Genomic DNA, 23255 nt, shown 5'->3' with positions numbered 1-23255 from the left:
ATTAAAGACAAAATCAATTTATTTTAAGAGATTGATAATCATTTTCATTTAGCATAAAATTAGCTGTAAGTACTTATTTTTTTATTCCATTTAAAGGTGGTCATGTATGTGAAGAAAATCATTTATTTTACGCTTGGTGCAATGACTTTTGCGCTAGGAACGCTAGGAATCTTTTTACCTTTTTTACCAACAACGGTCTTTTATTTACTGACAGCGTTCTTTTGGCTGCGCAGTTCAGATAAATATTACAATAAATTTATTCACTCCTCCTTTTATCAGCGTGCGGTAGAGGAACCCATCGTCAAAAAGAAAATCACTAACGCCGGAATGGTCAAAATGTTTTTGATGATCTTAGTCGTCTTTATGATCCCCGGACTTTTGGTGGATAACACACCGATGCGGATTTGTTTAGTGATTGTCTATCTCGCTCACGTGGTTGGCTTGACGTGGTATTTACGAGGCAAACGGGCGTCTGTAAAGGCAGGGGAACCCAATGATTGATCGCCGCCTATTCGCGATCGCCAAAAAGGAAACGCTATTCTTACAAGTGGTGATCCGTTGTATTAGCCTTGCACTATCGCTTTTTATTTGGCGTAGCTTAGCGTTGCTATTAAGTACCGTTTTAGCCGGTGGAGCTGTAAAGGAGTTGCTTTTCGGACAGATCTTGTTGGCGCTCTTAGGTAAATTAAGCTTGATTCGTTTATCTGCCCATTTGACCGACCGGGCTTCCACCGAATTGCGCATCGCTTTGCGAACCAAAGTAATGGAAAAAGCGTTTCGTTTAGGAAACTCTACTCGTCAGCTTCCCGCTACAACCTTGGCACAATATGCGGGTGATGGTATCGAACAGCTAGAAATGTATTATGCCCATTTTTTACCGCAGCTTTTTTATTGTCTGTTAGCTTCATTGCTTTTATTCCTTTATTTAGTCCAGCTGGCATGGCAGCCAGCGGTAGCGATGCTGATCTGTGTTCCCTTCATTCCTCTGACTATTATAGCGGTGATGAAGATCGCCAAACGAATTTTAGGAAAATACTGGGATCACTACACAAATCTAGGAACACGATTCCACGAGAGTCTCAGTGCGTTAAGCGTCTTGAAAGCTTACGACCAAGACGCGGCAAAACAACAAGAATTAGCGGAAGATGCACAAAAATTTCGTAAAGCTACTATGAGCCTATTGTCGATGCAGCTAAATTCCATTACGATCATGGATATTTTTTCTTATAGCGGTGCCGCCTTAGGAATCGGACTGGCTTTGATCGCTTTTCAGCAACAGCAATTATCTGTTTATGGCACCTTGCTTTTTATTTTAGTCGGCGCTGAATTTTTCTTACCGATGCGACAATTAGGTTCGCTATTCCATGTCGCCATGAACGGTATCAGCTCTTGCAGCAAAATTTTTGATTATTTAGCCTTGCCAGAAAAGACTGCCGGGACGATCACGACTTGGCCAGAACCCTTGAACACGATCACCGTCGAGAAGCTAGATTTCACTTACGCCAAACAACCCACACCGTCCTTAACGGATATTTCTTTACAGCTAACTAGAGGAAGTTTTACTGCCTTTGTTGGAAAATCCGGCTCTGGCAAAAGCACCTTGGCCCAATTACTTTTGAATCAACTGGACGATTATCAAGGAATCATCCAATGGAACAACACAGATTTAAAAAACCTCAGCAACACGGTATTATTTCAAAAAGGACGATTAGTGAATACAAAAGATTTTCTTTACGCTGCGAGTCTTCGGGAAAATTTATTGTTAGCCAATCCGCAGTTAACAGACAGGGAGCTGTGGGAATTGTTAGAGCAAGTAAAATTAGCGGCTTTTGTTCGACAACTACCTCAGCAATTAGATACGCTGCTTGCAGAAAATGGTCAAAATTTATCTGGCGGACAACGCCAGCGCTTGATTTTAGCTCGCGCCTTGGCGACTTCGGCTGATTTTTATATTTTCGATGAGATTACTTCAGGTGTGGATATTGAGAGTGAAGAAATTATTTTACACACCTTAAAAAACTTGGCCAAAAACGCCATCGTAATTTTCGTCTCCCATCGTTTATATAATGTTTTAGACGCCGATCAGATCTATGTCTTCAAAGATGGAAGAATCGTTGAAGCCGGCACGCCGCAAAAACTGAAGCAAACGTCGGCTTACTTCAACGCCTACTTCACCGAAGAAAATCGGCAATTGGAAGGAGGAAGCCTTCATGAAAGATAATACCTTGAAAGATCGTACCTTGATTCGTTGGCTGCTGACCTTTGCCAAGCCTTTCAAAGGTAAGATGACTTTAGCGATTTTTTTAGGGATCATCAGCAACCTCGCCGTCGTGGCGATCCCTGTCATCAGTACCTTGACCTTGCTGCGTTTGATTGCAGGCACAGCGGTCAATCTAAGCCTGATCCTTGGCTTATTGATTGCCTGTGGCATCTTGCGGGGCGTTGCTCGTTATTTGGAACAATATCAAAACCATGACATTGCCTTTCGTCTTTTGGCCCATATTCGGGAAGAAATTTTCGCCGCCTTACGGAAGATTGGTCCGGCTCGTTTAACCGGAAAAAACAGCGGCGACTTGATTACGTCGATTTCAACCGATGTCGAAGCTTTAGAAGTTTTTTTCGCTCATACGATTTCGCCCGTCTTTATCGCGATCGGAACGATGCTTGTGACCTTTCTTTTTCTTGCCAGCTATGACTTGGGACTTGCTTTTCTGTTATTGATGGGACAGCTTTTGATTGGCGCCATCATTCCCTTCATCAGCTACCGCAGAAATCAACAAATCGGTGACGACTATAAAACAGCCTTTGTCGCAGTCAGTCAGACGATCATGGAAAACGCCAATAGCATTAAAGACATTGCCCAATTCCAGTTAGAAAAAACACGACTGACAAAACTAAACACGGATAGTCGAGTATTAAATCAACAAAACCGGCGCCGTATTTTCCAAGGCAATACGCTGCAGCTTTTCAGCGAAGCAGTGGTGATTGGAACGACGTTGATCGTCTTTTATTTTGGCAATAAGCACGGTCTTCCAACAAATACGATCATTCTTTCCGTTGTTTTAAGCTTGAGTTCTTTTGGTCCGGTCTTAGCCTTAGGCAATCTAGGCAATGCGCTATTGACGACTTTTTCTAGCGGTCGGCGCCTGTATCAACTAGTTCATGAAGAACCCTTTGTGACGTTTGATAAAAATAGCCAAACAATCACGGAAATGGAACAGCTGACGGCAGAACAACTGTCCTTTTCTTATCCTAATCAGCAGAAAAAAGTGCTGGATCAAATTTCTCTGGCACTAAAAAAAGGCCAAAGCATTGGCATCAGCGGGAAAAGCGGCAGCGGCAAAAGTACGCTATTGAAATTACTGATGCGCTATTGGGACCCTGCCAGCGGGAAAATCACCGTTAACAATCAGGAGCTTTCACAACTTTCCGAAGGAGCGCTCCATCAATTAGAAGGGGTCATGGAACAATCGACCTTTCTCTTTGAAGACACGATCGCCAATAATATTTCTTTGAAGCGAGAAAGCGTCTCCCAAGCAGCCATCGAAGAAGCCGCCAAAGCCGCGGCGATTCATGATTGGATCATTTCATTGCCAGAAGGCTATCAAACGGAGCTTAGCAAACTGGCCCGCGGTATTTCTGATGGCGAACGGCAACGAATCGGACTTGCCCGCTTACTGGTCTATGATGCGCCGTTGATTCTGCTAGACGAACCGACTAGCAACCTTGACTATGTCAATGAGCAAGCTATCCTAGCCGCCTTCAAAGAACGATTGCAGGACAAAACCATGATCCTCGTTTCTCATCGCAACAGTACCTTGAAGATTGCAGAAAAACGACTGCATTTAGAACAAGGAAAATTAAGTAAGTAATCCCCTGAAGCCATAAAAAAGTTCAAGATCTTTCTAGCAAAAAGATCTTGAACTTTTTCTATTTTTTACTATTAATTTTGAGCCTTCACAATCATTTTTAAGCCTTCATAAAATTCTGTTGCTAGGTGCAAAGAATGTCCCTCAACGATTTCGTCAACTACCTGCTCGGGCCAATACACAGCCAACTTAGCTTCAAAACCATCTTTCAATGGCTTGAACTGGTGGTACGGAATGTTTACATCCGTTACATTATCAGTTAAGCGTGCCAATCCAGTCATTGAAATAGGGTAGGTATCATCCTTATCTGCTAAAATAGTTGCACTTAGCTGACCTTCTTGAATAATCGCAACATGGACTAGTGTAGGGGTGCCATACATTCCGAAAGGTTCGATACCAGTGATATCCTTTTCATTCACGATAGTTTGAAAATGTTCAGGATGGGCAGATAGGCCAACTTTTTCATCTTTTTGCATTGCACCCATGATCTTCATGAATTCTTCTAGAGAAACACCTTCAACCTTCATGTGGCAATAAGATCGCCGCATCGGTTTGTTTTGTGAAAAGACAAGCTCTTTCCACATTTCGTCTGATTTCGCAAAAGAGTCTTGATACATCTTTTGAATTTCCTGTCCGGTATGCGCCATTCGATTTTCAACAGAAACCTTCCAGGCCTGTTCTTTCGTCAAATAATCAATGTCATCATCAGATAATATAGTTTCCCCATTTTTGATTGTCATTCCATGAGTTTTCATTTGGTGTAAGACATGAAGATTCCGCTGATAAGCCAGTTCCTCGATATGTGGGCCTTCCCAATTCGTTCCGTTCACATTAAAGATTACGCTAATAGTATTCATAAATTTCCCTCTCAAACTTTACAGTAATTTAGTTGTTAATCTTTATTTCTAGTAACAAATCGTTTTTTGAATTTACAACGGCTTTATTCTTCTTGTTGTTTTTTTATACGATTCAATGCCACATCCATCACCTTTTTTTGAAAAAAGTTAGGATGTTGCTGTGCCGCAATATGCAGCCCATTATTGAACTCAACCATCAAATGCCACTTATGACCTTCCGCAATTTCTTTTGGGGCATTTTCTGGTAAGAAGACTCCTAATTTTACTTTCATTCCATTGTCTGTTTTAGATAATTGATGCATCCCTAACATCTTTGTATCACTATGATCATTTGCTAAATAGGTCTTTCCCGCCATTACCAGATCGACATCTTGCGCAGGTCGTACTGGATAATCCGCTTTACTCCCCGGTTTCAAATCTAAATAAGAAGGATCTTTGTACATTCCGAACGTCTCCACAATAATTTGTTCCCCTTTACTATTGGCATCGAAATAATAGTGTTCAGGATGGATCGTCGAAGGTAAATAAAGATTGTTTTCTTTCATTAGGTGCTGGTTGAACATCATAAATTGCTCTAACGTAATATTTTCTGTTTCTACTTCTACATAAGCTGTTTGCATATTCACACCCGCTTCGGAAGAACCAGCGATTTCATGCCACATAGCATCTCCTCGTTCAATTTCGGAAGCAAAAAGTTCTAACGTTCGTTCTTTTCCTAGCGCTTCACGCGTTTGAGCTAAGGCAATTTTCGCCTGATCTAATGGGAGCTGAAGTAACTCGTTAAGGGAGACTTCTTGCTCATCCAAATGGATTGGAATATTTTTTTTATCAAAAATATGAAAGACCTGGTGATAGCGACTAAGCTCCATCTCTAGTATTTCTTTTTCTGGAACAATCCGACCATCTACTTTAAAGCTAATTTTATAATCACTCATCTGGGAAACCTCCACTTTCATTTGTTGGCTTTATACTACTGGGAGAATAAGCGAATATCTACAACTAAGATTTCTTCTTTGTAGATTAATACAACAGTGTGTAGAATAGATTTGTTAGGAGGAAGATAATGGGAGACTTACGTTTTGAACGAACCGATGAAATGCTGCAAATATATTTTATGAAATTGCTTGCCGAAATGCCTTTTGAACAGATTTCTGTCTCTAAGCTAGCGAAAGCGAGCAAGATTGATCGCACGACTTTTTATGCTCATTATGAAAATACTTACCAACTGGCCGAGCAATTAATTGATCAACACATTGATTTCATTGAGCGTGTGCTAAAAGAAAGCAGCGCACAACAACAGTATGATTCCCGGTTCGACAGCTACGATTATTTTAATGCTGAACTCATGAGCTACTTACTAAAGAATCGCCTTGAAATCCAACACTTACGACAATTGAATTTTGGGCTTAACAGCTTTAATGTAAAGCTTCGCGACCTATTCGCTACAGCGTATTCACGCGTTTTCCATCTGGCGAAAGAAGAATTTAGTCAATATATTCTAACTACTTTAGCAATGAGTAATTTTGATTTCATTTTAGAAAAGCAGCGCGTCCCATAAAAAAAAGAAATCAAAGAAGGTCTGTCAAAAATGGCGTCCTATTTTTCATAATAAGCTCTGCTGAAGCAATCGCTGTGTTTCATAGCAATAAGTCGAATAATTGGAAAATAGCTTCTCATATTTTTTGAGATTATTTGGCTTATTTCCGAAGAGGCTACGCCTGGAACGCCGTTTATTCGAAAANTCTGCTGAAGCAATCGCTGTGTTTCATAGCAATAAGTCGAATAATTGGAAAATAGCTTCTCATATTTTTTGAGATTATTTGGCTTATTTCCGAAGAGGCTACGCCTGGAACGCCGTTTATTCGAAAAAAGGAGGTGCGACAAGACTTTTGTCACACCTCCTTTTTATTTTTAAATTAGGCCGCAATATTCGCCTTTGCTTCTGCTTCGACTTCTTTTTTATCGGCTACTCTGAAGAATGGATACCATAAGAAGAAGTTTCCAACCATAACGGCGATCGCAATCACTAAGAATTTCCAGCCGCCTAAGAAGAAGGCATTAATCGGTGTCGGTAATGTCCACGGCATTTGAATCGCCGCATTATACGTACCGACTTTCAAGACGATCGCGACAAGCCAAGCGATCCCACCTTGAACAATCGGTCCAAAGATCATTGGTAAGAAAAACATCGGATTCAACATGATCGGCATCCCGAAGATGATTGGTTCATTGATATTGAATAAGGTCGGTGCCGCTGCAAGTTTAAACAGCTCTTTGTAGCGAGCCGATTTTGCTCGAATCATCGATAAGATCAATCCATACGTTCCCCCTTGTCCGCCAAAAGCGTTGGAAGTAAAGATATAGATGATCGCCATCATCAAGTAAGGGACTTTCCCGGTACTGATGTAGGCATTTGTATTCGCCGTAAAATTCGCCATAAGCATTGGCGTCACGATACCGTAAACGACACTTGGGTGGATTCCAAAGAACCAAAACAGATTCGCCAACGTATAAATGATAATGATGCTGATTGGTGAAGAAGTCAATGCTTCTAATGGCGCTTGCAAGATACCGTAAATTAAATTAAAGACATTACCAAAAGCAGTATAAGACAAGCCTACGCGAATAATAAAGAAGACTGAGAAAATCAAACCTGCTATAAAGGTTGGATTCAACGATTCACTGACACTTGGTGGAACGGTACTAGGCAATTTGACCACCAAATTTTTCTTTTTGAAAAACAAGAACATCACACCGGTCAAGAAGCCGACGATAATCGCCACGATCAGCCCCGGTCCACCGGTTTGCGCTGTTTGGAAGGCCTCCACGGATTGAATCCCAGTGACTGTTGCTTTCGCCGGGAATTTAGCGACCGCGCTTTGCAATGTTGGGACTGTCATGATTTGTGGTGCCAATAATAAAAATGAAGCCATTGAAAGCAATCCTGCCGTCAACCCGTTCTCGCCGCTCTTACGAACATAAACATAGGCGAAGTTAAAGGCCACATACAATGCTAAGGCATTAAACGTCGCTCCCACAACGGCGGTAAAATGCACGTCCATTCCGATACTTTTCAGCCAATTGATCCACGCTGGAATCGGAAAATTTCCGATCAGCATCAAGAAGGCCGCACCTAACGTGATTGGCGTCGTCCGCATAAATGCTTCAGATAATGCTGAGAAAAATTTACTTTGTCCCATCTTGTTGGCTACAGGTCCTAATAATTTATCTAAAAATATTTCAAGCCCCTTCATGTTCCTCTTCCTTTCATTTTAAACCCTTTATTTTTTCAGCTTGCGAACCATTTTGCTGAATTATTTTTTTATACCAATAAAAGCTGTCCTTTTTGATTCGTTTCAGATCCTTCAAGTCAAAATCACTGCGATTCACATAAACGAAGCCATACCGTTTTCGGAAGCCTTCGTGGGTACTGATCAAATCGATCGCACTCCAAGGGCAGTAGCCAAACACATCGGCCCCCTCTTCAATCGCTTCTTCCATTTGTTGGACGTGTTTTGCTAAATAATCAATGCGATACGTGTCGTGGACTTGTCCATCCTCCACTATATCACGACCGCCTAAGCCATTTTCGGTTACGATCAACGGCAAATGATAGCGGCTGTATAATTCATGGATCGTCGTTTTAAATCCGATCGGATCAATTTCCCAACCAAATTCCGTTTCTTCCAAATAAGGATTAGATTGACTTTCAAAAAAGTTTGGCAATGAAAATCCGGCTTGCTGATCCCCATCAGTCCCTTGCGCCTCATGAAAAGCACTAACTGTATTGGTACTATAATAATTAAAGGCGATAAAATCGCAACGCCCCGCTTGTAAGATTTCCGCATCGTCAGGAGCAAATTCCGGCATCGCATCGATCTTTTTCAAAATATTGACTGCCTGATGATTATAACGGCCATAGACTGGAACATCCAAAAACAGCCAGTTACGTAGCGCGTTAAAGTTTTGCGCCGCCAATACATCTTCCGGTTTTGCTGACGCCGGATTAATATAGGCGATATTCGGTGCCGGCCCAATCTGGCCTTGATAATTATTGTCGTGGAAGAGCTTCATGACCTTGGCTTGAGCCACCAACATATGATGATTCTCTTGGAAATTTTGCCGATTGGTCTTCTTGCCGGCTAAAACAGCCGAACTAGCTAACACCATCATGTTCTGCTCATTGATCGTTAACCAATACTTGATCCGACCATTGAAATGTTCAAATAATACGTGACAATAGTCTGCGAAGGCATCGATGGTTTGACGATTATTCCAACCGCCTTGCTCCTCTAAAGCCGCTGGCAAATCAAAATGATAAACGGTGACGATTGGTTCGATCCCCGCTGCGATCAACTCATCAATCAGTTGGTCGTAAAAGGCTAAGCCCGCTTGATTAACCTCCCCGAAACCTTTTGGAACGATACGTGTCCAAGCAATCGACAGACGGTAAGCCTTTAATCCCAACTCTTTAAATAAGGCGATATCTTCTTTAAAGCGATGATAGTGATCTGATGATACTTTAAAATCAGAAGTATTTTCTGGTAATTTTTTTATATCTTGGACAGATAGGCCTTTGCCGTCCTCATTCCATCCACCTTCTACTTGATACGCGCTAGTAGCCGCACCCCATAAAAAATCATTCTTTTTCATGTCTGTTCTCCTCCTCGCAATAAAATTATCATGCTATAATCTAAAAAGATACCAATCCAAGAGATTGTGTAACCGGATTCATCAAGTTGGTTTTTGTTCCACACTTGAAACACTACGTTCCATTAGGAGGAAAATTATGAGTCTGTTAACGAGTATCAATTCTGATGATTTATCACAAACAGAACTGGCTGTTTACAATTTTATTATGACTAATTTAGAAAAGATCCCTTATATGCGTGTTCGAGAAGTCGCGCAAGCCTCCCATACTTCATCAGCCTCAGTCATGCGTTTCATTCACAAGATCGGCTTCGACAGCTTCCCGGCTTTTCGTACCGAGATCAAGCGCCGCTACAATCAGGCCAACACTAAAAAAATAGACGGTGATTTTTTCGGGAACGTACTGCAGTTATTGCAACGAGATCAATTTTCAGCCGATATGGAAAAAAATATGCCCACATTAGCTAGTAAGATTGTAGAAAGCGAAAATGTCGTTTTTATTGGGATTGGACTTTCAGGTATTTTGGCCGAATATGCCGCTCGCCGCATCATGACCTTAGGCGTCAATTGCTTTGCGGTCACTGATCCTTATTATCCATTGGCCAATCGGCTCAGAAATACCAGCGACAATTTGATTATCGCTATCTCAAATTCTGGCAACTCTTCTGATATCGTAGAACTTTTAACCTACTTTCAAGCTTTTCCAGATCATTACCTCGTTTCCATTACGGGCAATCCTAAAAGCCCATTGGCCCATATGAGTCGCATGGTTTTTGTCCATAACTATGAAGAACATCGCAAGCTAGGCTACTTCGATACTAGCTCGCAGCTTCCCACCATGCTGATCATCGAGCGCTTGATTGCTGAACTGGAGATCACGATTGATCTGTAATAAAAGACGTTTTCTTTGGGATTTTATTTGTTTTGGCGTACACTTTTTTTGAAACGAGGTGCACGATGATGGAAGAAAAAATCCATGAACGTTTAGAATTTGGAATGGTTTTAGCAGCAACCGCTGGCGGATTAGACGCCTATACGTATCTCGTGCATGGCGAAGTCTTCGCGGGACTGCAAACAGGGAATTTTATTTTATTGGGAGTCAATCTAGGACAAGGCCAATGGAGTGCTTTGAGCCATTATTTGATTCCGATTTTTGCGTTTGCCTTTGGTGCTTTATTGGCCCGTTTTCTACAAACGAAAATAAGCAAGAACCAGCAACTTTGGTTTTTGAGTTTTGAGTTTCTATTGCTGCTATTTGTTGGCTTCTTTTCACCGACTATGCCAAATTTATTGGCTAATGCTCTGCTTTCCATTGCGGCAGCGACTCAATTGCAAGAATTTCAAAAATTAAAAGGCCGCCCCTTTACTTCCTTGATGATGACCGGCAATCTAAAAAATTTAGCTACGAATTTTTTTGAAGGCTATCTGAACCATCAATCAGAAAAGCGTGAAGCCTTTAAAGACACTTTGATCATTCTTGGCAGTTTTTTGAGTGGCGCATTGTTAAATGGCTTTTTAGCAACTTATTTTCACGAACGGACGATTTTCTTCAGTCTGATTTTTATCGCGGTCGCACTCTTTTTATTAGTGAAGGATCGGCGGGCGTTGCGCTAACCATTAAATAAAACAGTCAGGAAGGTTCCTCTCCTGACTGTTTTATTTAGCTACAAATTTGTGTATACGTCCTTTTAAAATACCAAAATAATCATTATTCTCTTTTTATAAGCGTTCCTAGAGATTCTTCCGTGGTAAAATAATAAGATAGAATGACAGACTTAATGATAAAACCAAGGAGTTTAGCGATGAATACTCATGACTTATATCAAAAATTAGAGGTTGCACCAGTGATCGCCGCGATTAAGAGCGAAGAAGAATTGACAGCAGCCTTACTGACCGAAGTGGAAGTTATTTTTGTCCTACAGTCCCACTTGATGCAGCTGGCGGAGCTCTCAGAAAAAATCAAGCAAAGCGGCAAAATCGCGATTCTTCACGCCGATCTCGTGAAAGGCTTATCGTCTGATGAAATGGCGATTGATTATATTAAGCAAAAGACTGCTTTTGACGGCATTATCTCAACAAAATCCGCCATCGTGCGTTATGCGAAACGCCATCAGCTATTAGCGATCCAGCGTTTCTTTTTACTGGACTCCTCTGCCTTGACCAATGTGGAGCGCCAGCTGTTACAAACAGAAGCGGATCTGGTGGAAGTTTTACCCAATGTTTCGCCTAAAATCATCAAAGGTTTAGTGAAGCAGTCCCGCAAGCCATTGATCGTTGGCGGCCTGATCCATGATAAAGAAGATGTCTTAGGCGCGCTAGGAGCGGGCAGTTTAGCAGTTTCCACTACGGATAGCCAAGTCTGGTCGATTTAAAGATTGTTGTAAAGGATTAATGGTGTTATAATACAGGTAATTAAATACGTGCTAGAGATTAAAAAAGAGTATAGCAACAAACGTCAACAAACATTGGCGTCTGTTTCTTATACTCTTTTTTTGTGTGACTAGAGTTAGACTAGGAGGAATAACGATGTACGATATCACTATCATTGGCTGCGGGATCGTCGGTGCGGCGACCGCTTATGAATTAAGCAAGTATCAACTAAATACATTGGTTTTAGAGGCGGAAAATGATGTCAGCTTAGGGCAAACAAAGGCCAACAGCGCCATTATCCACGCTGGCTTTGATCCAGAGCCCGGCTCATTGATGGCAAAGCTGAATGTTGAAGGCGTCGAACGCACAAAGGAGTTGTGTCGAAAGCTTTCCGTCCATTATGATCCTGTTGGTTCCTTGGTCGTTGCTTTTTCTGAAGAGGAATTGCTGTTGCTTAAAGACCTTTATCAACGAGGAATTGAAAATGGCGTCCCAGACATGGAACTACTAGATCAAAAGGAACTGTTAGAAAAAGAACCGAATCTTTCAGAACACGCCTTAGGGGCACTTTACGCACCCTCTGCAGGGATTGTCAATCCGTGGGAACTTTGTTTGGCATTAACTGAAACCGCCATCAAGAATGGTGTGCAGCTAACATTAAATAATCGCGTGACCGCTATCGAAAAAATCCCGGAAGGTTATCAAATCACGACCAATCAATCGGTCTATCAAACCAAAGCGATTTTCAATGCCGCTGGCGTCCATTCAGATGATATCCACAACCTGATCGCTGAACCTAATTTTGAGATTACTCCAAAGCGGGGAGAATATTATTTATTGGATCGCTCAGAAGGCACAGTCGTACATCACGTCATCTTTCAATGCCCTTCCAGCATCGGTAAAGGGGTGTTGATCAGTCCAACGGTCCACGGAAATTTGATTGTCGGCCCGAATTCTGAAGCCGTATTAAAAACTGACCTAGACAGCGGCAACGATACCGGCAATACCGCAGACGGCTTAAAACAAGTCGGTGAGCTGGCAAGGAAATCCGTGCCAGAACTGAATCTCCGCCAGTCGATCCGGAATTTTTCCGGCGTACGGGCCAACAGTACAATTGACGATTTTGTCATTCAAGAAGCAGCACCAGGCTTTATCGATTTAGCCGGGATCAAATCACCAGGCTTAAGCTCTGCCCCCGCGATCGCGGTCTACGGAATCGAGTTATTGGAACAATCCTTACAGCAAAAATTTTCATTAAAGGATGATTTCATTGATACTCGTGAACGAATCGTTTTCCGTGAATTAGACATCGACGGAAAGAATCAATTAATCAAACAAGACCCGGCCTATGGTCATGTGATCTGCCGCTGTGAGACCATTACTGAAGGCGAGATTCGAGACGCCGCTCATTCTCCTATCAAGCCCACTTCATTAGACGGCATCAAGCGGCGCTGCCACGCAGGCATGGGGCGTTGCCAAGGCGGCTTCTGCGGACCGCGTGTTTTGGAGATTTTGGCCGATGAGCTAGACCTGTCGCCGTTAGAAATTTTACAGGATCGAGCGGACAGCAGGATTTTAGTCGAAGCTACGAAGGGAGGGTTTTAAAATGCATGAATTGATTGTCATCGGTGGTGGGCCCGCTGGTTTAGCCGCGGCTTTAGCAGCCTATAAGCAAGGTGTGAAAGACATTTTGATCATTGAACGGGATCATCAATTAGGCGGTATTTTAAATCAGTGTATCCACAACGGCTTTGGCCTGACCTATTTTAAAACCGAATTGACTGGACCGGAATACGCTCAGCGTTTCATCGATATGCTGGAAGATACGTCGATCCAAGTTTGCATTGATACGATGGTACTGGAAGTCACGGAAGACAAAAATGTCCACATCGTCAATCAGGAGCAAGGTTATCAAATCTTGCAAAGTAAAGCCATCGTTTTGGCGATGGGCTGTCGCGAACGGACGCGTGGTGCCATCGGCATTCCCGGCAGTCGTCCGGCCGGGGTTTATACCGCCGGCACTGCCCAACGCTATGTCAATATGGAAGGCTACATGGTCGGAAAAAAAGTGATCATTTTAGGCTCTGGCGATATTGGATTAATCATGGCTCGCCGCATGACCTTAGAAGGCGCAGAAGTTTTAGCGTGTGTGGAAGTGATGCCTTATTCCGGCGGCTTGACTCGAAATATCGTGCAATGCTTGGAAGATTACGATATCCCGTTACTGCTCTCTCATACTATTACCGATGTTCGGGGAAAAAGCCGGGTTGAAGCAGTCGTTGTCTCTGAAGTAGATGAAACCCGACAACCGATTCCGGGAACCGAGCAAACCTTTGAATGCGACACGATTTTGTTATCAGTGGGACTGATCCCTGAAAATGAATTGAGTCGCGGTGCAGGTGTTCCGTTGGATAATCGGACTCATGGCGCGGTCGTATATGAAAATATGGAGACGCAAGTACCGGGGATTTTTGCTTGCGGCAATGTGGTTCACGTCCATGATCTCGTCGATTTTGTGACAGCGGAAAGCGAACGGGCCGGAACCGCCGCAGCTCAGTACATTCTCCAACCTAAAAAAGAAGACGACAATAGCTTGATCGTTAAAAACGGCGAACATGTTTCTTATGTTGTGCCACAAAAAATTCGGGAAGAAAATGTCGACCGCAAAGTCGAAATGTTTTTCAGAGTCAACCAAGTGTTTGACGACTGTCAGATCACCATCAGTTCCCACGGTGAAATCTTAGCGCAAAAGAAAAAAAGCTACCTTGTTCCAGGCGAACTAGAAAAAATCAATGTCTCCAAAAAAGTGATTGATAAGATCAACAACAATGAAATTGAAATCTCTGTTCAGGAGGTTAACTAACATGAAAAAATTTATTTGCATTATGTGCCCCAAAGGCTGTCACCTAAGCGTCGACGAAGAAAATGAGTACCAAGTCAGTGGCAACAGCTGCAATAAAGGCGTGAAATACGGCAAAGCCGAAGCGACGAATCCAATCCGGGTCGTGACTTCCACGGTCGTCGTCAACACAGGAGTAAAATCGGCCCGCTGTTCGGTCAAAACCGCGGACGGCATTCCGAAAGGTTCGGTCAAAGACGCCATGAAGGTGATTAACCGCGTTCGTTTACAAGCCCCGGTCTCGATCGGCGATGTCGTAGTAGAAAATCTGTTGGATACCGGAGTCGATCTAGTCGCTACTAGTAATCTGGCATAAGAAAGGCTTTCGCGAACTCGCTCAGCTTTTGAGCAATAAGACCAAACTATTGATAAATGACTGAGAAACACAAAGTTTTAACTTTGATGTTGAACAGTTCCTACTTGGTGCTTCTCAAATTTCGAAATCGTTTTGCTTATTGCCGATAAAGCTAGTTCGTGAAGCCGGACATGAATATGCCTGCTGTAAAGCGATTTATTCATTTGAAAATTTTATACTTTCTTCATAGTTAACAAAAACTCGCTTAGACGTCTTTTCTTGCTACGTCTAAGCGAGTTTTTTCGATTATTTTAGAAAATAGCGGTTAAAAAAGAAATAACTGGCAGCAAGCGCCGTTAGCGGTAAAATGATCACCGCGGCACTGCTTGTCAAAATACTGATCAGTAATTCCCCCACGAAGGCTTTGGAGTTGATCACTTCCAAAAAAGAATAATTTAAATCCTGAATCCAAATGATCAGTGCCAGACTTGACCCCATAAAAGCAAAAAGCAAGGTATTGATTGTCGAACTCAAGATTGCTTGCACTACCTTCATACTAGAACGCCACAATTCCTTAAAGGTTAGATCCGCCGTCTGGGAAAAAATTTCATACGTCGAGCTGCTGACCGCCATGCTACTATCGATCACCGCTCCAGAAAAACTCATTAAAATGATCGAACGATTTAACGCTGAAAAAGGCACATCGACCGACAAATCCATCATTTGCAATTCGTCCAATTCTTCAAGGGCGAAGCCATGAACCTGCAATACCTGAATAAAAGGCTGGGAGACCAGCGTAAAAACAAGCAAGAAAAATAGTACACAGAGAAAAGCGGCTTTGGTTTTTTGATTGACGTCATTGATGTAGAACAAGGTCACCAGCGTCACTCCAAGAAAAATCAAAAAAGTTACTGGATACACCGGAACATTTCGACTCAACAGAAACAACAGCAAAAGGAACAAGCAGAAATTCGCGAAGGTGCCAGTGATCATATAGATCGAGCTTCTTTTAAAAATGAGTACCACTAAGCCCACTAACAGTAACGTAAGAACGATCAGCACATTCATTTAGTCGGCCTCCTCTCCTGAATCCCTTCAGCCACACCAAAGGCCGCTAATGCCAGCGGTACTGATAAAACGATCGCAAAGCCGCCACACAATGTGCGCAAAATTTCTAGCGATAAGTGCATTCCCATGACATCCGCAAAATTCCAGCCATTGGCAATATAAAAAACAAACGCCGGAATCGCTCCACTGAGATACGCGAACATCAAGACATTGATCATGGATGAGGCTGTATCCTGAGCAATCTGCTGACCTGAATGCAGCAGCTGTTTCAAAGGCAGTTGGGGATTTTTTTCTCTGATCTCGTCTAGGCTGGAAATAATCGTCACCACGTTATCCATGCTGGCGCCGATCGCACCAATCAATAAGCCCCCTAAGAAAACCGAACGATACGGCCGCGTGATAAACTGCAGCTCTTCATAGCGCAAGCCATCGTCCTTCAACCAATGCATCGCCAGTAAACAAATAAAAAAAGCGAGAAAAACACTCAGCAAAGTGCCTAAAAGTTTCCGTACATCTAAATTTCTAAAGCCATAGGATGTCCCCATCGCTACAATAACCGCCACCACCGTATAGACGCTCATTAATCCTAGCAGCGACCATTGACTCGCCTGATGCAGCCACAAAAAACCCACCAATAAAAAACTATTCAACGCTAAGCCAAGCAAAGCGGAAATCCCGCCCTTGCCGCTGATCAACAGCACCAACCAAACGAATAAAGCCAGCAACATAAATACATAGCCATCACGTTTTAACGAAAGCACTTGCCACTGGCTGCCAAGCTTTCGAATAATCAGTTGCTCGCCTGGGCGATACAAAGGATGCACGCCTTCATTTTCATGATAGTCCGTCTCTAGTGTCGCCTGTCCGCTACGATTCAGCAGCGTTCCAGAAAGGGTTTGTTTATTTCCCTCATGAGTCACCTGTTCCACTTTTATGACTGCTTCCGGATAAAACAGACTACTCTTAGCCTGAATCACTAAGCCAAGCAGAATGATTCCAGCAAATACCATCACATATACCAGCTTTTTCTTCATGGCAGACCTCCTTAAATATAGCTACTTTCTTCATTCTAGCATTTGTGAATAAGCAGAAGCGAATGGATAAAGCTGATTGGTCCAATTTTAGTTAATTCTTTGAATACGCAGCTTCCTTCCGAAGTAAGCCACAAAAAGGAGCCGCACTTTGACCTTGCGCAGCTCCGGGATTTTTATTTCTTTAGTTGTCCACGTTTCACGGCCTTGATGATTTTTAAGGCACGTTTACGGGTTTTGATATTGGGACTTTTTAAACGGCGATAGGCACTCGCCAGATCCGTTTTTTCCAAGTCGCTCACCTCCTTGTTTAATGGGCCAGCATTTCCTGCGCGATCGTCTGACCACTCATAGACTGCGGATAATAGGTCGGCCAGTTGTCTAATTCTTCATATAGAGCAGCCTGGCTCTCACCTCCAACATAAATATGGAAGTGTGATGATTTACCTGGCGCAATCCCATGATCACTGAACTGAACATATTTATACTTACCCGCAGCGGGATCTTTCGTCTCAAAAGTGAAGCGCACCCCACGGTTGCCTTTAGCATAGTTTAAAATTTTATAACCGATCGCTTCATATTTATATTTATGATGCTGACCAGCCACTATAAAATCAATCTGATCGTCTTTGATCGTGATTTGATCAACGTCCGTTTGATAGCCTGTTTCGTAATATTCTTTGTATTCTGCCGCAGTCTTGTCGTTAGTCAATTTAGCTTTATAATCGAATACTTGATCCAAGTCACCTTTTTCCAAAAGCGGATAGACCGATTGCCACTTCCCATTAAAATCTGACAACGGACGGGCCTTCACTTGTGAATCCTTGAAATAGCCGTGATAGATCGTTTCTTCCGGTTTTGCTGCATGCTCCGGTTGAATCGCTTTTCCGGCGACACTAGTGGTTTTCTCCAAAGCCGCCAGATTTTGCTCCATGATCGACAAATAATTTTCTCCGGCAGCTAGCTGCTTTTTAGTCAGACTTTCTAACGGATTTAGGACGGCAAGTTTTACCTTTGTCTCGTCCGCCAACGTTTGAGCCACTTTGCCTTGATTGTTGTTCTCTGAATAAATATAGCGGATTTGATTTTCTTCCACATAGTGTTTTAATTCCGCGATTCGTGAAGGATCCGGCTCTTGATCCGGATTGATCCCAGAGATCCCGACTTGATTCAAGCCATAATCCAGCGCCAAATAACTAAAGGCGGTATGCTGGGTAACAAAATTCTTTTGCTTCGCCGCTTGCAAAGTCGTTGTATAGTTTTTATCCAAGGCCTCAAGCTTTGCTAAATATTTTTTTGCATTGGCTTCAAAGACGGCCTTTTTTTCTGGATAAAGGGCACTCAATTGTTCTTTGATCGATGTCACTTCTTTGATTGCTCGATACGGCGAGACCCAAGTATGGGGGTCCAACTCATGGTGATGCCCCTCTTCATGACTGTGATCGTGCTCTTCTTCACCGCCTGGCAATAGCAGCATTCCTTTTGTGCCTTCAACAATATTTGGTGAGCCTTTTTCCCACGATTTGATCGCTTTAGGTACCCACATCTCCATATTTTCATTATGATAAACAAATGCATCAGCATCCGTGATCTTCGCCAAATCTCTAGCGGAAGGCTCGTAATCATGAGGCTCCGTTCCAGCTGGCATCAATAAGGAGACCTCCGCCTCATCACCCACGATATTTTTGGTAAAATCATACACCGGATAAAAGGTCGCAACGATTTGCAACTTATCATTTTTGCTTTTGGTCGCCGCTTGATTGTTCTCTTTGCATTCCACCAGACCGATCAACGCACATATACTAATAAAAATTAACCCTATCTTTTTCATTCCAAACCTCTTTCTTAAAGCTATTTTTACCGCTGCCTTTCATCCATCAAATTTATTTCACAATTAAAAATTACAACGAATCGTTAGACGACCATAAAATGAGCGCTCAACGATCCTACACATATGAAATATCCCAAATCAAAAGAGGGATACAAGCTCAATTTGCCGTTCCTGTTTGTGATATATAAATCGTAACACTTACGATTCAACAACGATACTTTATCATTCTCGAAAAAAGGTGTCAAGATAAAATAACATGAAATTTCATTCATGTGAATGCTGCTTCATTTTTAGCATTGGTCATCCTGCTTCTAACATCGATCTTAACGCTAAAAAAGCCCTCAAGATTTTCTGATCTCAAGAGCTTCACAACATCAATTTATTTTTTTCCGAATTCGGTCATCATTGAACCTTTCATCGCCCGCAGGCGTAATCCCATTGGGGCGAATCGACCAATGATATTCAATAATTTACTAGGTCCGGGATTAATAATTGGTTTATCTTTTTCGATTCCTTTGACCACCGCTGCAACAAAATCCGTTAGTTTCATATTCACCGGATTCTTTTCGCCATTTTCATGCATCGTTGGATTCAAATTGGTCTCCGAGACTAAGGGTGGTGCAACTTGGATAATATGCAACTTTTCATGTCCAAAATAATTGGCTTGGCCGCGAATCGCTTCGGTCAATGCGCCAACTCCAGCTTTACTAGCGGAATAAATCGGATGGGCCGTACTCGCCACATAAGCCAATCCTGAAGTAATATTCACCAATGTCGCTTCGGGCTGCTGCGCCAACAATGGCAGAAAAACTTTATCGATATTGATCGTTCCAATCAAATTGGTTTCGATTTCTTTCGACAAAGGAGCAGTTGCGTCAAAAAAATTTACGTTTTGCATGATCCCAGCCGAATTAATCACCATATTTAGTGTCGGATGTTGGTTTAGGATCGTCTCTTTTAAATGCTCAACACTAGCTAAGTCGCTAACATCGACTGGATAGCCGATCATCCCGGGATTTTCAGCCGTTACTTGCTCAATCACCGCCGGGCGGCGAGAAGTAACGATCACGGTATTATGCTTTAACAGGGCTTGGGCTAAGCCTAGACCCAGTCCTGAGGTTCCTCCGGTAATAAGCACGGTATTATTTTCTAATTTCATTTGAATTCCTCATTTACATTTTTTTGATTTTGTAACTTACGAAGTCACTATAAAACGATAAGTTACATTTGTCAATTAATGTAACTTCTGCTAAAATCAATTCATGGCTAATCTATCAAAAGAATTAATCTTACAAACTGCGTTCGACTTAGTTGAACAAAAACAAAACATTAAAATATCGTTGAAGGATGTCGGTGGCGCATTAGGCGTCAGCCATGCCGCTCTCTATAAATATTTTCCCAATAAAAAGACCCTCTGGACTGAATTAGCGATGGAATGGCTGGACCAGCAGCTGATTGCGATTTTCCCCTTTGATACTTCTCCCTATGAGGACGTTTCAACCATTGCTCACGACTGGCTGTGGGCGTTAGCAGATGGAAAACGTCAAGCGAAACAGCAGAATCCTGAGATGTTTTCGGTCTATACGACCTATATCGAACAAGACCCGGCTGCCTATCAACGGCACGCCCGCGACCTGGGTGAAAGCTTTATGACCGCCACTGGTAAGGACGAAGAATTTACGATTGGGATTCTATTATCCTTTATGTATTTTTCAGCGCCCGCCTATGCGATCCGCTGGGATGAACATTTTCAGCAGCAGTTTGAACTCGTTTGGGCCTTGATGAAAAAAAATTTTGAGTAACACAAAAAGCGATTAAAATCTTTTCGATTTTAATCGCTTTTTCTCATCCTAACAATGGCTGCATCTTTTCCCACAATACTGACTCGTGGCTTTCAACAGCGGACCGATCAACAACACACCAACGATCGGACCAATCATAAATTTTCCCCCTAGAATCATCCCAGTCAGAAAACAAATACAATCGAGACTCATGCGGACTTTGGCTAAATCTTGGGATAACCGTTTGCTTAATGCAAAGCTCAAAGCGATATAGCTTTCTTTGCCGGCATTCGTCGCTGCCGCGATCCCTGAGCCGATTCCAATAAAAGAAATTCCTACTATGACGATCAGCAGTTTCAAAAAGGTCGGTCCTTCAAGTGCGACATGTTTGATAATCAGATCGGTCAAAAGACTAGTGGCTAAAGGATTTAACAGGGTTGCTAAGCCCAGCTCTTTTTTATCAATCAATGCCACGATCACAAGACATGTACCGGTAACAACGAGGGAGGCTTGACCGACTGTCAGCGGTAAATGCTGTGTCAGTCCTTCCCATAAAACACCTAGCGCATCGGCGCCTAAGCCGGTGACGACGCAAAGTCCAACGCCGACACCTACTAAAGCCGAACCTAAAACAGAAATCAGATTTTTTAAGATCATCTTCATCAATCCAATTTGGTGCCGTTTGAAGCGATCACGTCTTTATACCAATAAAAAGAATCTTTGCGGATTCGTTTACACTCCTTCACGTCATCATCGGTACGATCGATATAGACTAGGCCATAGCGTTTTTTGTAGCCGTTACTCGTGGACAATAAATCAATCGCTGACCAAGGCATATAGCCGACAACTTCAACCCCTAGATCCATCGCTCGTTTCGTTGCTTGGATATGTTCACGAAGATAGTCGATCCGATAATCATCATGGACTTTGCCGTCTGGTGTCAGCTCATCATAGGCGCCTAAACCATTTTCAGTAATCATAAATGGCACGCGGTAGCGCGTATACAGATCACGATAAACATATTCCAAGCCGATCGGATCAATCGCCCAATCCCAATCCGTTGTTCTAAGCTCTGGATTTGCACACATTTGATAAAAACTGGGATGAGTCTCAAAGCCAGACATATCGCCTTTCTTCCCTGAGATATTGTAGCCGGACCAGCGCCGTTCCTCGCCTTCTGGGCAAGCGTGGGCACATTGGCTGTCGTAATAATTGATTGCAAAGAAGTCAGACAAATTTTCCGCGAAAAATTCTTCGTCCCCAGCTTCCATTTTCGGGGCTAAGCCGGCTTTTTGTAAATACGTTAAGGCTGCAACATTGTAGTAGCCGCGGAAGTAAACATCTAGGTAATAGGCATTCCGCAGATCATTGGCATTTAAGGCCGCTAGCTGGTCTTCTGGCTTACAAGTGCGGGCATAAACAGGCGCGTAGCCTAAAGCTGGACCCGCTAATGCGCCAGCTTCATGAGCAAGTTTTACCGCAACGGCTTGCGCTAGATTCATATGGTGATTGATTTGATAACGCAATTGATTGTCGTCTTGATATTCCGGTAGTACATAACACTTTTGTGTCCAATACTGCACGATGATGCTTTGTTCATTGATCGTGATCCAGTATTTGATATCGTCTTTAAATTCATTGATGACATATTTTGCAAAGACTTCAAAATCCTTGACTACTTCTCGTGATAGCCAGCCGCCATATTTTTCGACTAACGGCCATGGCAAATCATAGTGATACAACGTCGGGATCGGTTCGATGTCGTTGGCTTTCAATTCGTTGATCAAATCACGGTAAAATTGAATTCCCGCTTCGTTGACCACATCGTCGCCATTGGGGAAGATCCGTGACCACGCAATTGAAAAACGATAACTCGTAAAACCCATTTCTTTGAATAAAGCAATGTCTTCTTTGTATTTATGGTAATGATCGCTGGCAACACTGGCGTCGGCAAAGCCGAATTTTTCGTGTCGTTCAGAATTGATGATGTCTTGTTGGGATAGACCTTTCCCATCCTCTTGTGCTGCGCCTTCGACTTGATACGCGCTCGTTGCTGCTCCCCACAGGAAGTCTTTTGGAAATGCATTGTTCATATCTCTCGCTCCTCGTTTATCATTTCGTTCAATGAGTCTTGCCGTTCCACTGGACAGATCCTAGGATGTGGAACCGGCGTCCTCATCTTTTATTTAAAACTGAAGGATGAGTCAATAACGGACTGCTTCAGGTTTTACTAATTTTATGCTAGGTACTTATTTACTTAATGCTAGTTCAAATAGATCCACCAAATCTCGCGTCATATTGACTTCACTAGTAATGGTCATCAAATGATCTTGCGCATGGGTAAAGAGCAAACAGGGCTGATAACTTTTTCCTGCCGCTTCATTTTGGATCACTTCGGTTTGCGAACGGTGGGCTAAAACGATATTGTATTTAGCTTCTTTTAATGCTGCCCGCGCCGATTCAAAATCCTTTAGCTTTGCAAATTGGATTGCCTCTTGAGCTTTCGTCCGACCATTGCCTGCATGCAGGATGATCTGCATCGATACTGGGATCAATTCATTTTCTTCTAGCACTTCTGTTTCTTCCATCATTTTTTACACCTCG

23 protein-coding genes are annotated in these 23255 nt (G+C 42.7%); 11 read left to right on the top strand and 12 right to left on the bottom strand.

The window, feature by feature from the left end:
- The first annotated feature begins 108 nt into the window (after positions 1-108).
- The 3 genes from RV00_RS11030 to RV00_RS11020 are packed head-to-tail and all read left to right on the top strand — an operon-like array spanning position 109 to position 3872.
- Complete coding sequence (locus tag RV00_RS11030) at positions 109-501, top strand: YbaN family protein (protein ID WP_071862665.1); 393 nt, start codon at positions 109-111, stop codon at positions 499-501.
- A complete protein-coding gene (locus RV00_RS11025; protein ID WP_071862664.1) occupies positions 494-2221 on the top strand; it encodes an ABC transporter ATP-binding protein/permease in 1728 nt (575 codons plus the stop codon). Before RV00_RS11030 ends, RV00_RS11025 begins: the two co-directional genes overlap by 8 nt.
- Positions 2211-3872, top strand: coding sequence for an amino acid ABC transporter ATP-binding/permease protein (locus tag RV00_RS11020; protein WP_249024098.1), 1662 nt, complete (start codon positions 2211-2213; stop codon positions 3870-3872). Before RV00_RS11025 ends, RV00_RS11020 begins: the two co-directional genes overlap by 11 nt.
- 71 nt (positions 3873-3943) lie before the next feature.
- Here RV00_RS11020 and RV00_RS11015 read toward each other — a convergent pair whose 3' ends face one another.
- Both RV00_RS11015 and RV00_RS11010 read right to left on the bottom strand, forming a co-directional pair.
- The gene (locus RV00_RS11015) at positions 3944-4726 is read right to left on the bottom strand and encodes a hypothetical protein (protein WP_071862663.1); all 783 of its coding nucleotides are present in this window, start codon (positions 4724-4726) and stop codon (positions 3944-3946) included.
- Between the two features lie 83 nt (positions 4727-4809).
- Entirely contained in the window at positions 4810-5661 is an 852-nt protein-coding gene (locus RV00_RS11010) for a hypothetical protein (protein WP_071862662.1), read from the bottom strand.
- Between the two features lie 128 nt (positions 5662-5789).
- Between RV00_RS11010 and RV00_RS11005 the strand changes: the two genes are divergently transcribed.
- Positions 5790-6284: a TetR/AcrR family transcriptional regulator gene (locus RV00_RS11005; RefSeq protein ID WP_071862661.1), complete on the top strand. Its 495-nt coding sequence runs from the start codon at positions 5790-5792 to the stop codon at positions 6282-6284.
- 358 nt (positions 6285-6642) lie between these two features.
- On the opposite strand, the gene RV00_RS11000 is transcribed toward RV00_RS11005, so the two are convergent.
- Together RV00_RS11000 and RV00_RS10995 are read right to left on the bottom strand one after the other, a co-directional pair.
- Entirely contained in the window at positions 6643-7980 is a 1338-nt protein-coding gene (locus RV00_RS11000; RefSeq protein WP_071862660.1) for a PTS sugar transporter subunit IIC, read from the bottom strand.
- A gap of 13 nt (positions 7981-7993) precedes the next feature.
- Positions 7994-9379, bottom strand: a complete 1386-nt coding sequence (locus tag RV00_RS10995; RefSeq protein WP_071862659.1) for a glycoside hydrolase family 1 protein — start codon at positions 9377-9379, stop codon at positions 7994-7996.
- Positions 9380-9515: 136 nt separating this feature from the next.
- On the opposite strand from RV00_RS10995, the gene RV00_RS10990 reads away from it, so the two are divergent.
- From RV00_RS10990 to RV00_RS10965, 6 genes are all read left to right on the top strand, one after another.
- Positions 9516-10268 carry a MurR/RpiR family transcriptional regulator gene (locus RV00_RS10990; protein WP_071862658.1) on the top strand — a complete coding sequence of 251 codons (753 nt, stop codon included), beginning with the start codon at positions 9516-9518 and terminating at the stop codon, positions 10266-10268.
- Between the two features lie 65 nt (positions 10269-10333).
- Positions 10334-10990, top strand: a complete 657-nt coding sequence (locus RV00_RS10985; RefSeq protein WP_249024097.1) for a YoaK family protein — start codon at positions 10334-10336, stop codon at positions 10988-10990.
- Positions 10991-11178: 188 nt separating this feature from the next.
- Positions 11179-11748, top strand: a complete 570-nt coding sequence (locus RV00_RS10980; RefSeq protein ID WP_071862657.1) for a glycerol-3-phosphate responsive antiterminator — start codon at positions 11179-11181, stop codon at positions 11746-11748.
- Positions 11749-11902: 154 nt separating this feature from the next.
- Positions 11903-13351 carry an NAD(P)/FAD-dependent oxidoreductase gene (locus tag RV00_RS10975; RefSeq protein ID WP_071862656.1) on the top strand — a complete coding sequence of 483 codons (1449 nt, stop codon included), beginning with the start codon at positions 11903-11905 and terminating at the stop codon, positions 13349-13351.
- A 1-nt stretch (position 13352) separates the two neighbouring features.
- A complete protein-coding gene (locus tag RV00_RS10970) occupies positions 13353-14609 on the top strand; it encodes an NAD(P)/FAD-dependent oxidoreductase (protein WP_071862655.1) in 1257 nt (418 codons plus the stop codon).
- Between the two features lies 1 nt (position 14610).
- The gene (locus tag RV00_RS10965; RefSeq protein ID WP_071862654.1) at positions 14611-14961 is read left to right on the top strand and encodes a DUF1667 domain-containing protein; all 351 of its coding nucleotides are present in this window, start codon (positions 14611-14613) and stop codon (positions 14959-14961) included.
- 285 nt (positions 14962-15246) lie between these two features.
- Here the strand turns inward: RV00_RS10965 and RV00_RS10960 are convergent, their stop codons facing one another.
- The 5 genes from RV00_RS10960 to RV00_RS10945 form a co-directional block, all read right to left on the bottom strand.
- Entirely contained in the window at positions 15247-16008 is a 762-nt protein-coding gene (locus RV00_RS10960) for a YibE/F family protein (RefSeq protein WP_071862653.1), read from the bottom strand.
- Positions 16005-17042 (bottom strand): YibE/F family protein, encoded by a 1038-nt coding sequence (locus RV00_RS10955; RefSeq protein WP_071862652.1) that lies wholly within the window; start codon positions 17040-17042, stop codon positions 16005-16007. The genes RV00_RS10960 and RV00_RS10955 overlap by 4 nt, the downstream gene beginning before the upstream one ends.
- Before the next feature lie 173 nt (positions 17043-17215).
- Positions 17216-17332 (bottom strand): putative metal homeostasis protein, encoded by a 117-nt coding sequence (locus tag RV00_RS16270; protein WP_137614031.1) that lies wholly within the window; start codon positions 17330-17332, stop codon positions 17216-17218.
- A 17-nt stretch (positions 17333-17349) separates the two neighbouring features.
- Positions 17350-18870 carry a zinc ABC transporter substrate-binding protein AdcA gene (locus RV00_RS10950; RefSeq protein WP_071862651.1) on the bottom strand — a complete coding sequence of 507 codons (1521 nt, stop codon included), beginning with the start codon at positions 18868-18870 and terminating at the stop codon, positions 17350-17352.
- 379 nt (positions 18871-19249) lie between these two features.
- Positions 19250-20029, bottom strand: a complete 780-nt coding sequence (locus tag RV00_RS10945) for an SDR family NAD(P)-dependent oxidoreductase (protein ID WP_071862650.1) — start codon at positions 20027-20029, stop codon at positions 19250-19252.
- Positions 20030-20132: 103 nt separating this feature from the next.
- Between RV00_RS10945 and RV00_RS10940 the strand changes: the two genes are divergently transcribed.
- Positions 20133-20672: a TetR/AcrR family transcriptional regulator gene (locus RV00_RS10940; protein WP_071862649.1), complete on the top strand. Its 540-nt coding sequence runs from the start codon at positions 20133-20135 to the stop codon at positions 20670-20672.
- A gap of 48 nt (positions 20673-20720) precedes the next feature.
- Here the strand turns inward: RV00_RS10940 and RV00_RS10935 are convergent, their stop codons facing one another.
- The 3 genes from RV00_RS10935 to RV00_RS10925 form a co-directional block, all read right to left on the bottom strand.
- Positions 20721-21308, bottom strand: a complete 588-nt coding sequence (locus RV00_RS10935) for a DUF6198 family protein (RefSeq protein ID WP_249024096.1) — start codon at positions 21306-21308, stop codon at positions 20721-20723.
- A 5-nt stretch (positions 21309-21313) separates the two neighbouring features.
- Positions 21314-22744 carry a glycoside hydrolase family 1 protein gene (locus RV00_RS10930; RefSeq protein ID WP_071862647.1) on the bottom strand — a complete coding sequence of 477 codons (1431 nt, stop codon included), beginning with the start codon at positions 22742-22744 and terminating at the stop codon, positions 21314-21316.
- Between the two features lie 156 nt (positions 22745-22900).
- Positions 22901-23242 carry a PTS sugar transporter subunit IIA gene (locus RV00_RS10925; RefSeq protein ID WP_084133294.1) on the bottom strand — a complete coding sequence of 114 codons (342 nt, stop codon included), beginning with the start codon at positions 23240-23242 and terminating at the stop codon, positions 22901-22903.
- Positions 23243-23255: the final 13 nt, after the last annotated feature.

Source organism: Enterococcus devriesei (assembly GCF_001885905.1).
In the GTDB taxonomy this organism is placed as follows: Bacteria; Bacillota; Bacilli; order Lactobacillales; family Enterococcaceae; genus Enterococcus_A; species Enterococcus_A devriesei.
The sequence above is the reverse complement of the archived record's forward strand: the minus strand, read 5'-3'. Positions and strand labels throughout refer to the sequence as shown.

What these genes read in the sequence shown, in the direction of transcription:
- RV00_RS10955 (WP_071862652.1), bottom strand. Translation starts at nt 17,042, where the DNA reads ATGAAGAAAAAGCTGGTATATGTGATGGTATTTGCTGGAATCATTCTG.
- RV00_RS10945 (WP_071862650.1), bottom strand. Translation starts at nt 20,029, where the DNA reads ATGAAATTAGAAAATAATACCGTGCTTATTACCGGAGGAACCTCAGGA.
- RV00_RS11005 (WP_071862661.1), top strand. Translation starts at nt 5,790, where the DNA reads ATGGGAGACTTACGTTTTGAACGAACCGATGAAATGCTGCAAATATAT.
- RV00_RS10925 (WP_084133294.1), bottom strand. Translation starts at nt 23,242, where the DNA reads ATGATGGAAGAAACAGAAGTGCTAGAAGAAAATGAATTGATCCCAGTA.
- RV00_RS11015 (WP_071862663.1), bottom strand. Translation starts at nt 4,726, where the DNA reads ATGAATACTATTAGCGTAATCTTTAATGTGAACGGAACGAATTGGGAA.
- RV00_RS10985 (WP_249024097.1), top strand. Translation starts at nt 10,334, where the DNA reads ATGATGGAAGAAAAAATCCATGAACGTTTAGAATTTGGAATGGTTTTA.
- RV00_RS10975 (WP_071862656.1), top strand. Translation starts at nt 11,903, where the DNA reads ATGTACGATATCACTATCATTGGCTGCGGGATCGTCGGTGCGGCGACC.
- RV00_RS11020 (WP_249024098.1), top strand. Translation starts at nt 2,211, where the DNA reads ATGAAAGATAATACCTTGAAAGATCGTACCTTGATTCGTTGGCTGCTG.
- RV00_RS11010 (WP_071862662.1), bottom strand. Translation starts at nt 5,661, where the DNA reads ATGAGTGATTATAAAATTAGCTTTAAAGTAGATGGTCGGATTGTTCCA.
- RV00_RS10970 (WP_071862655.1), top strand. Translation starts at nt 13,353, where the DNA reads ATGCATGAATTGATTGTCATCGGTGGTGGGCCCGCTGGTTTAGCCGCG.
- RV00_RS11025 (WP_071862664.1), top strand. Translation starts at nt 494, where the DNA reads ATGATTGATCGCCGCCTATTCGCGATCGCCAAAAAGGAAACGCTATTC.
- RV00_RS10965 (WP_071862654.1), top strand. Translation starts at nt 14,611, where the DNA reads ATGAAAAAATTTATTTGCATTATGTGCCCCAAAGGCTGTCACCTAAGC.
- RV00_RS10995 (WP_071862659.1), bottom strand. Translation starts at nt 9,379, where the DNA reads ATGAAAAAGAATGATTTTTTATGGGGTGCGGCTACTAGCGCGTATCAA.
- RV00_RS10930 (WP_071862647.1), bottom strand. Translation starts at nt 22,744, where the DNA reads ATGAACAATGCATTTCCAAAAGACTTCCTGTGGGGAGCAGCAACGAGC.
- RV00_RS11000 (WP_071862660.1), bottom strand. Translation starts at nt 7,980, where the DNA reads ATGAAGGGGCTTGAAATATTTTTAGATAAATTATTAGGACCTGTAGCC.
- RV00_RS10940 (WP_071862649.1), top strand. Translation starts at nt 20,133, where the DNA reads ATGGCTAATCTATCAAAAGAATTAATCTTACAAACTGCGTTCGACTTA.
- RV00_RS10935 (WP_249024096.1), bottom strand. Translation starts at nt 21,308, where the DNA reads ATGATCTTAAAAAATCTGATTTCTGTTTTAGGTTCGGCTTTAGTAGGT.
- RV00_RS10980 (WP_071862657.1), top strand. Translation starts at nt 11,179, where the DNA reads ATGAATACTCATGACTTATATCAAAAATTAGAGGTTGCACCAGTGATC.
- RV00_RS10950 (WP_071862651.1), bottom strand. Translation starts at nt 18,870, where the DNA reads ATGAAAAAGATAGGGTTAATTTTTATTAGTATATGTGCGTTGATCGGT.
- RV00_RS10990 (WP_071862658.1), top strand. Translation starts at nt 9,516, where the DNA reads ATGAGTCTGTTAACGAGTATCAATTCTGATGATTTATCACAAACAGAA.
- RV00_RS10960 (WP_071862653.1), bottom strand. Translation starts at nt 16,008, where the DNA reads ATGAATGTGCTGATCGTTCTTACGTTACTGTTAGTGGGCTTAGTGGTA.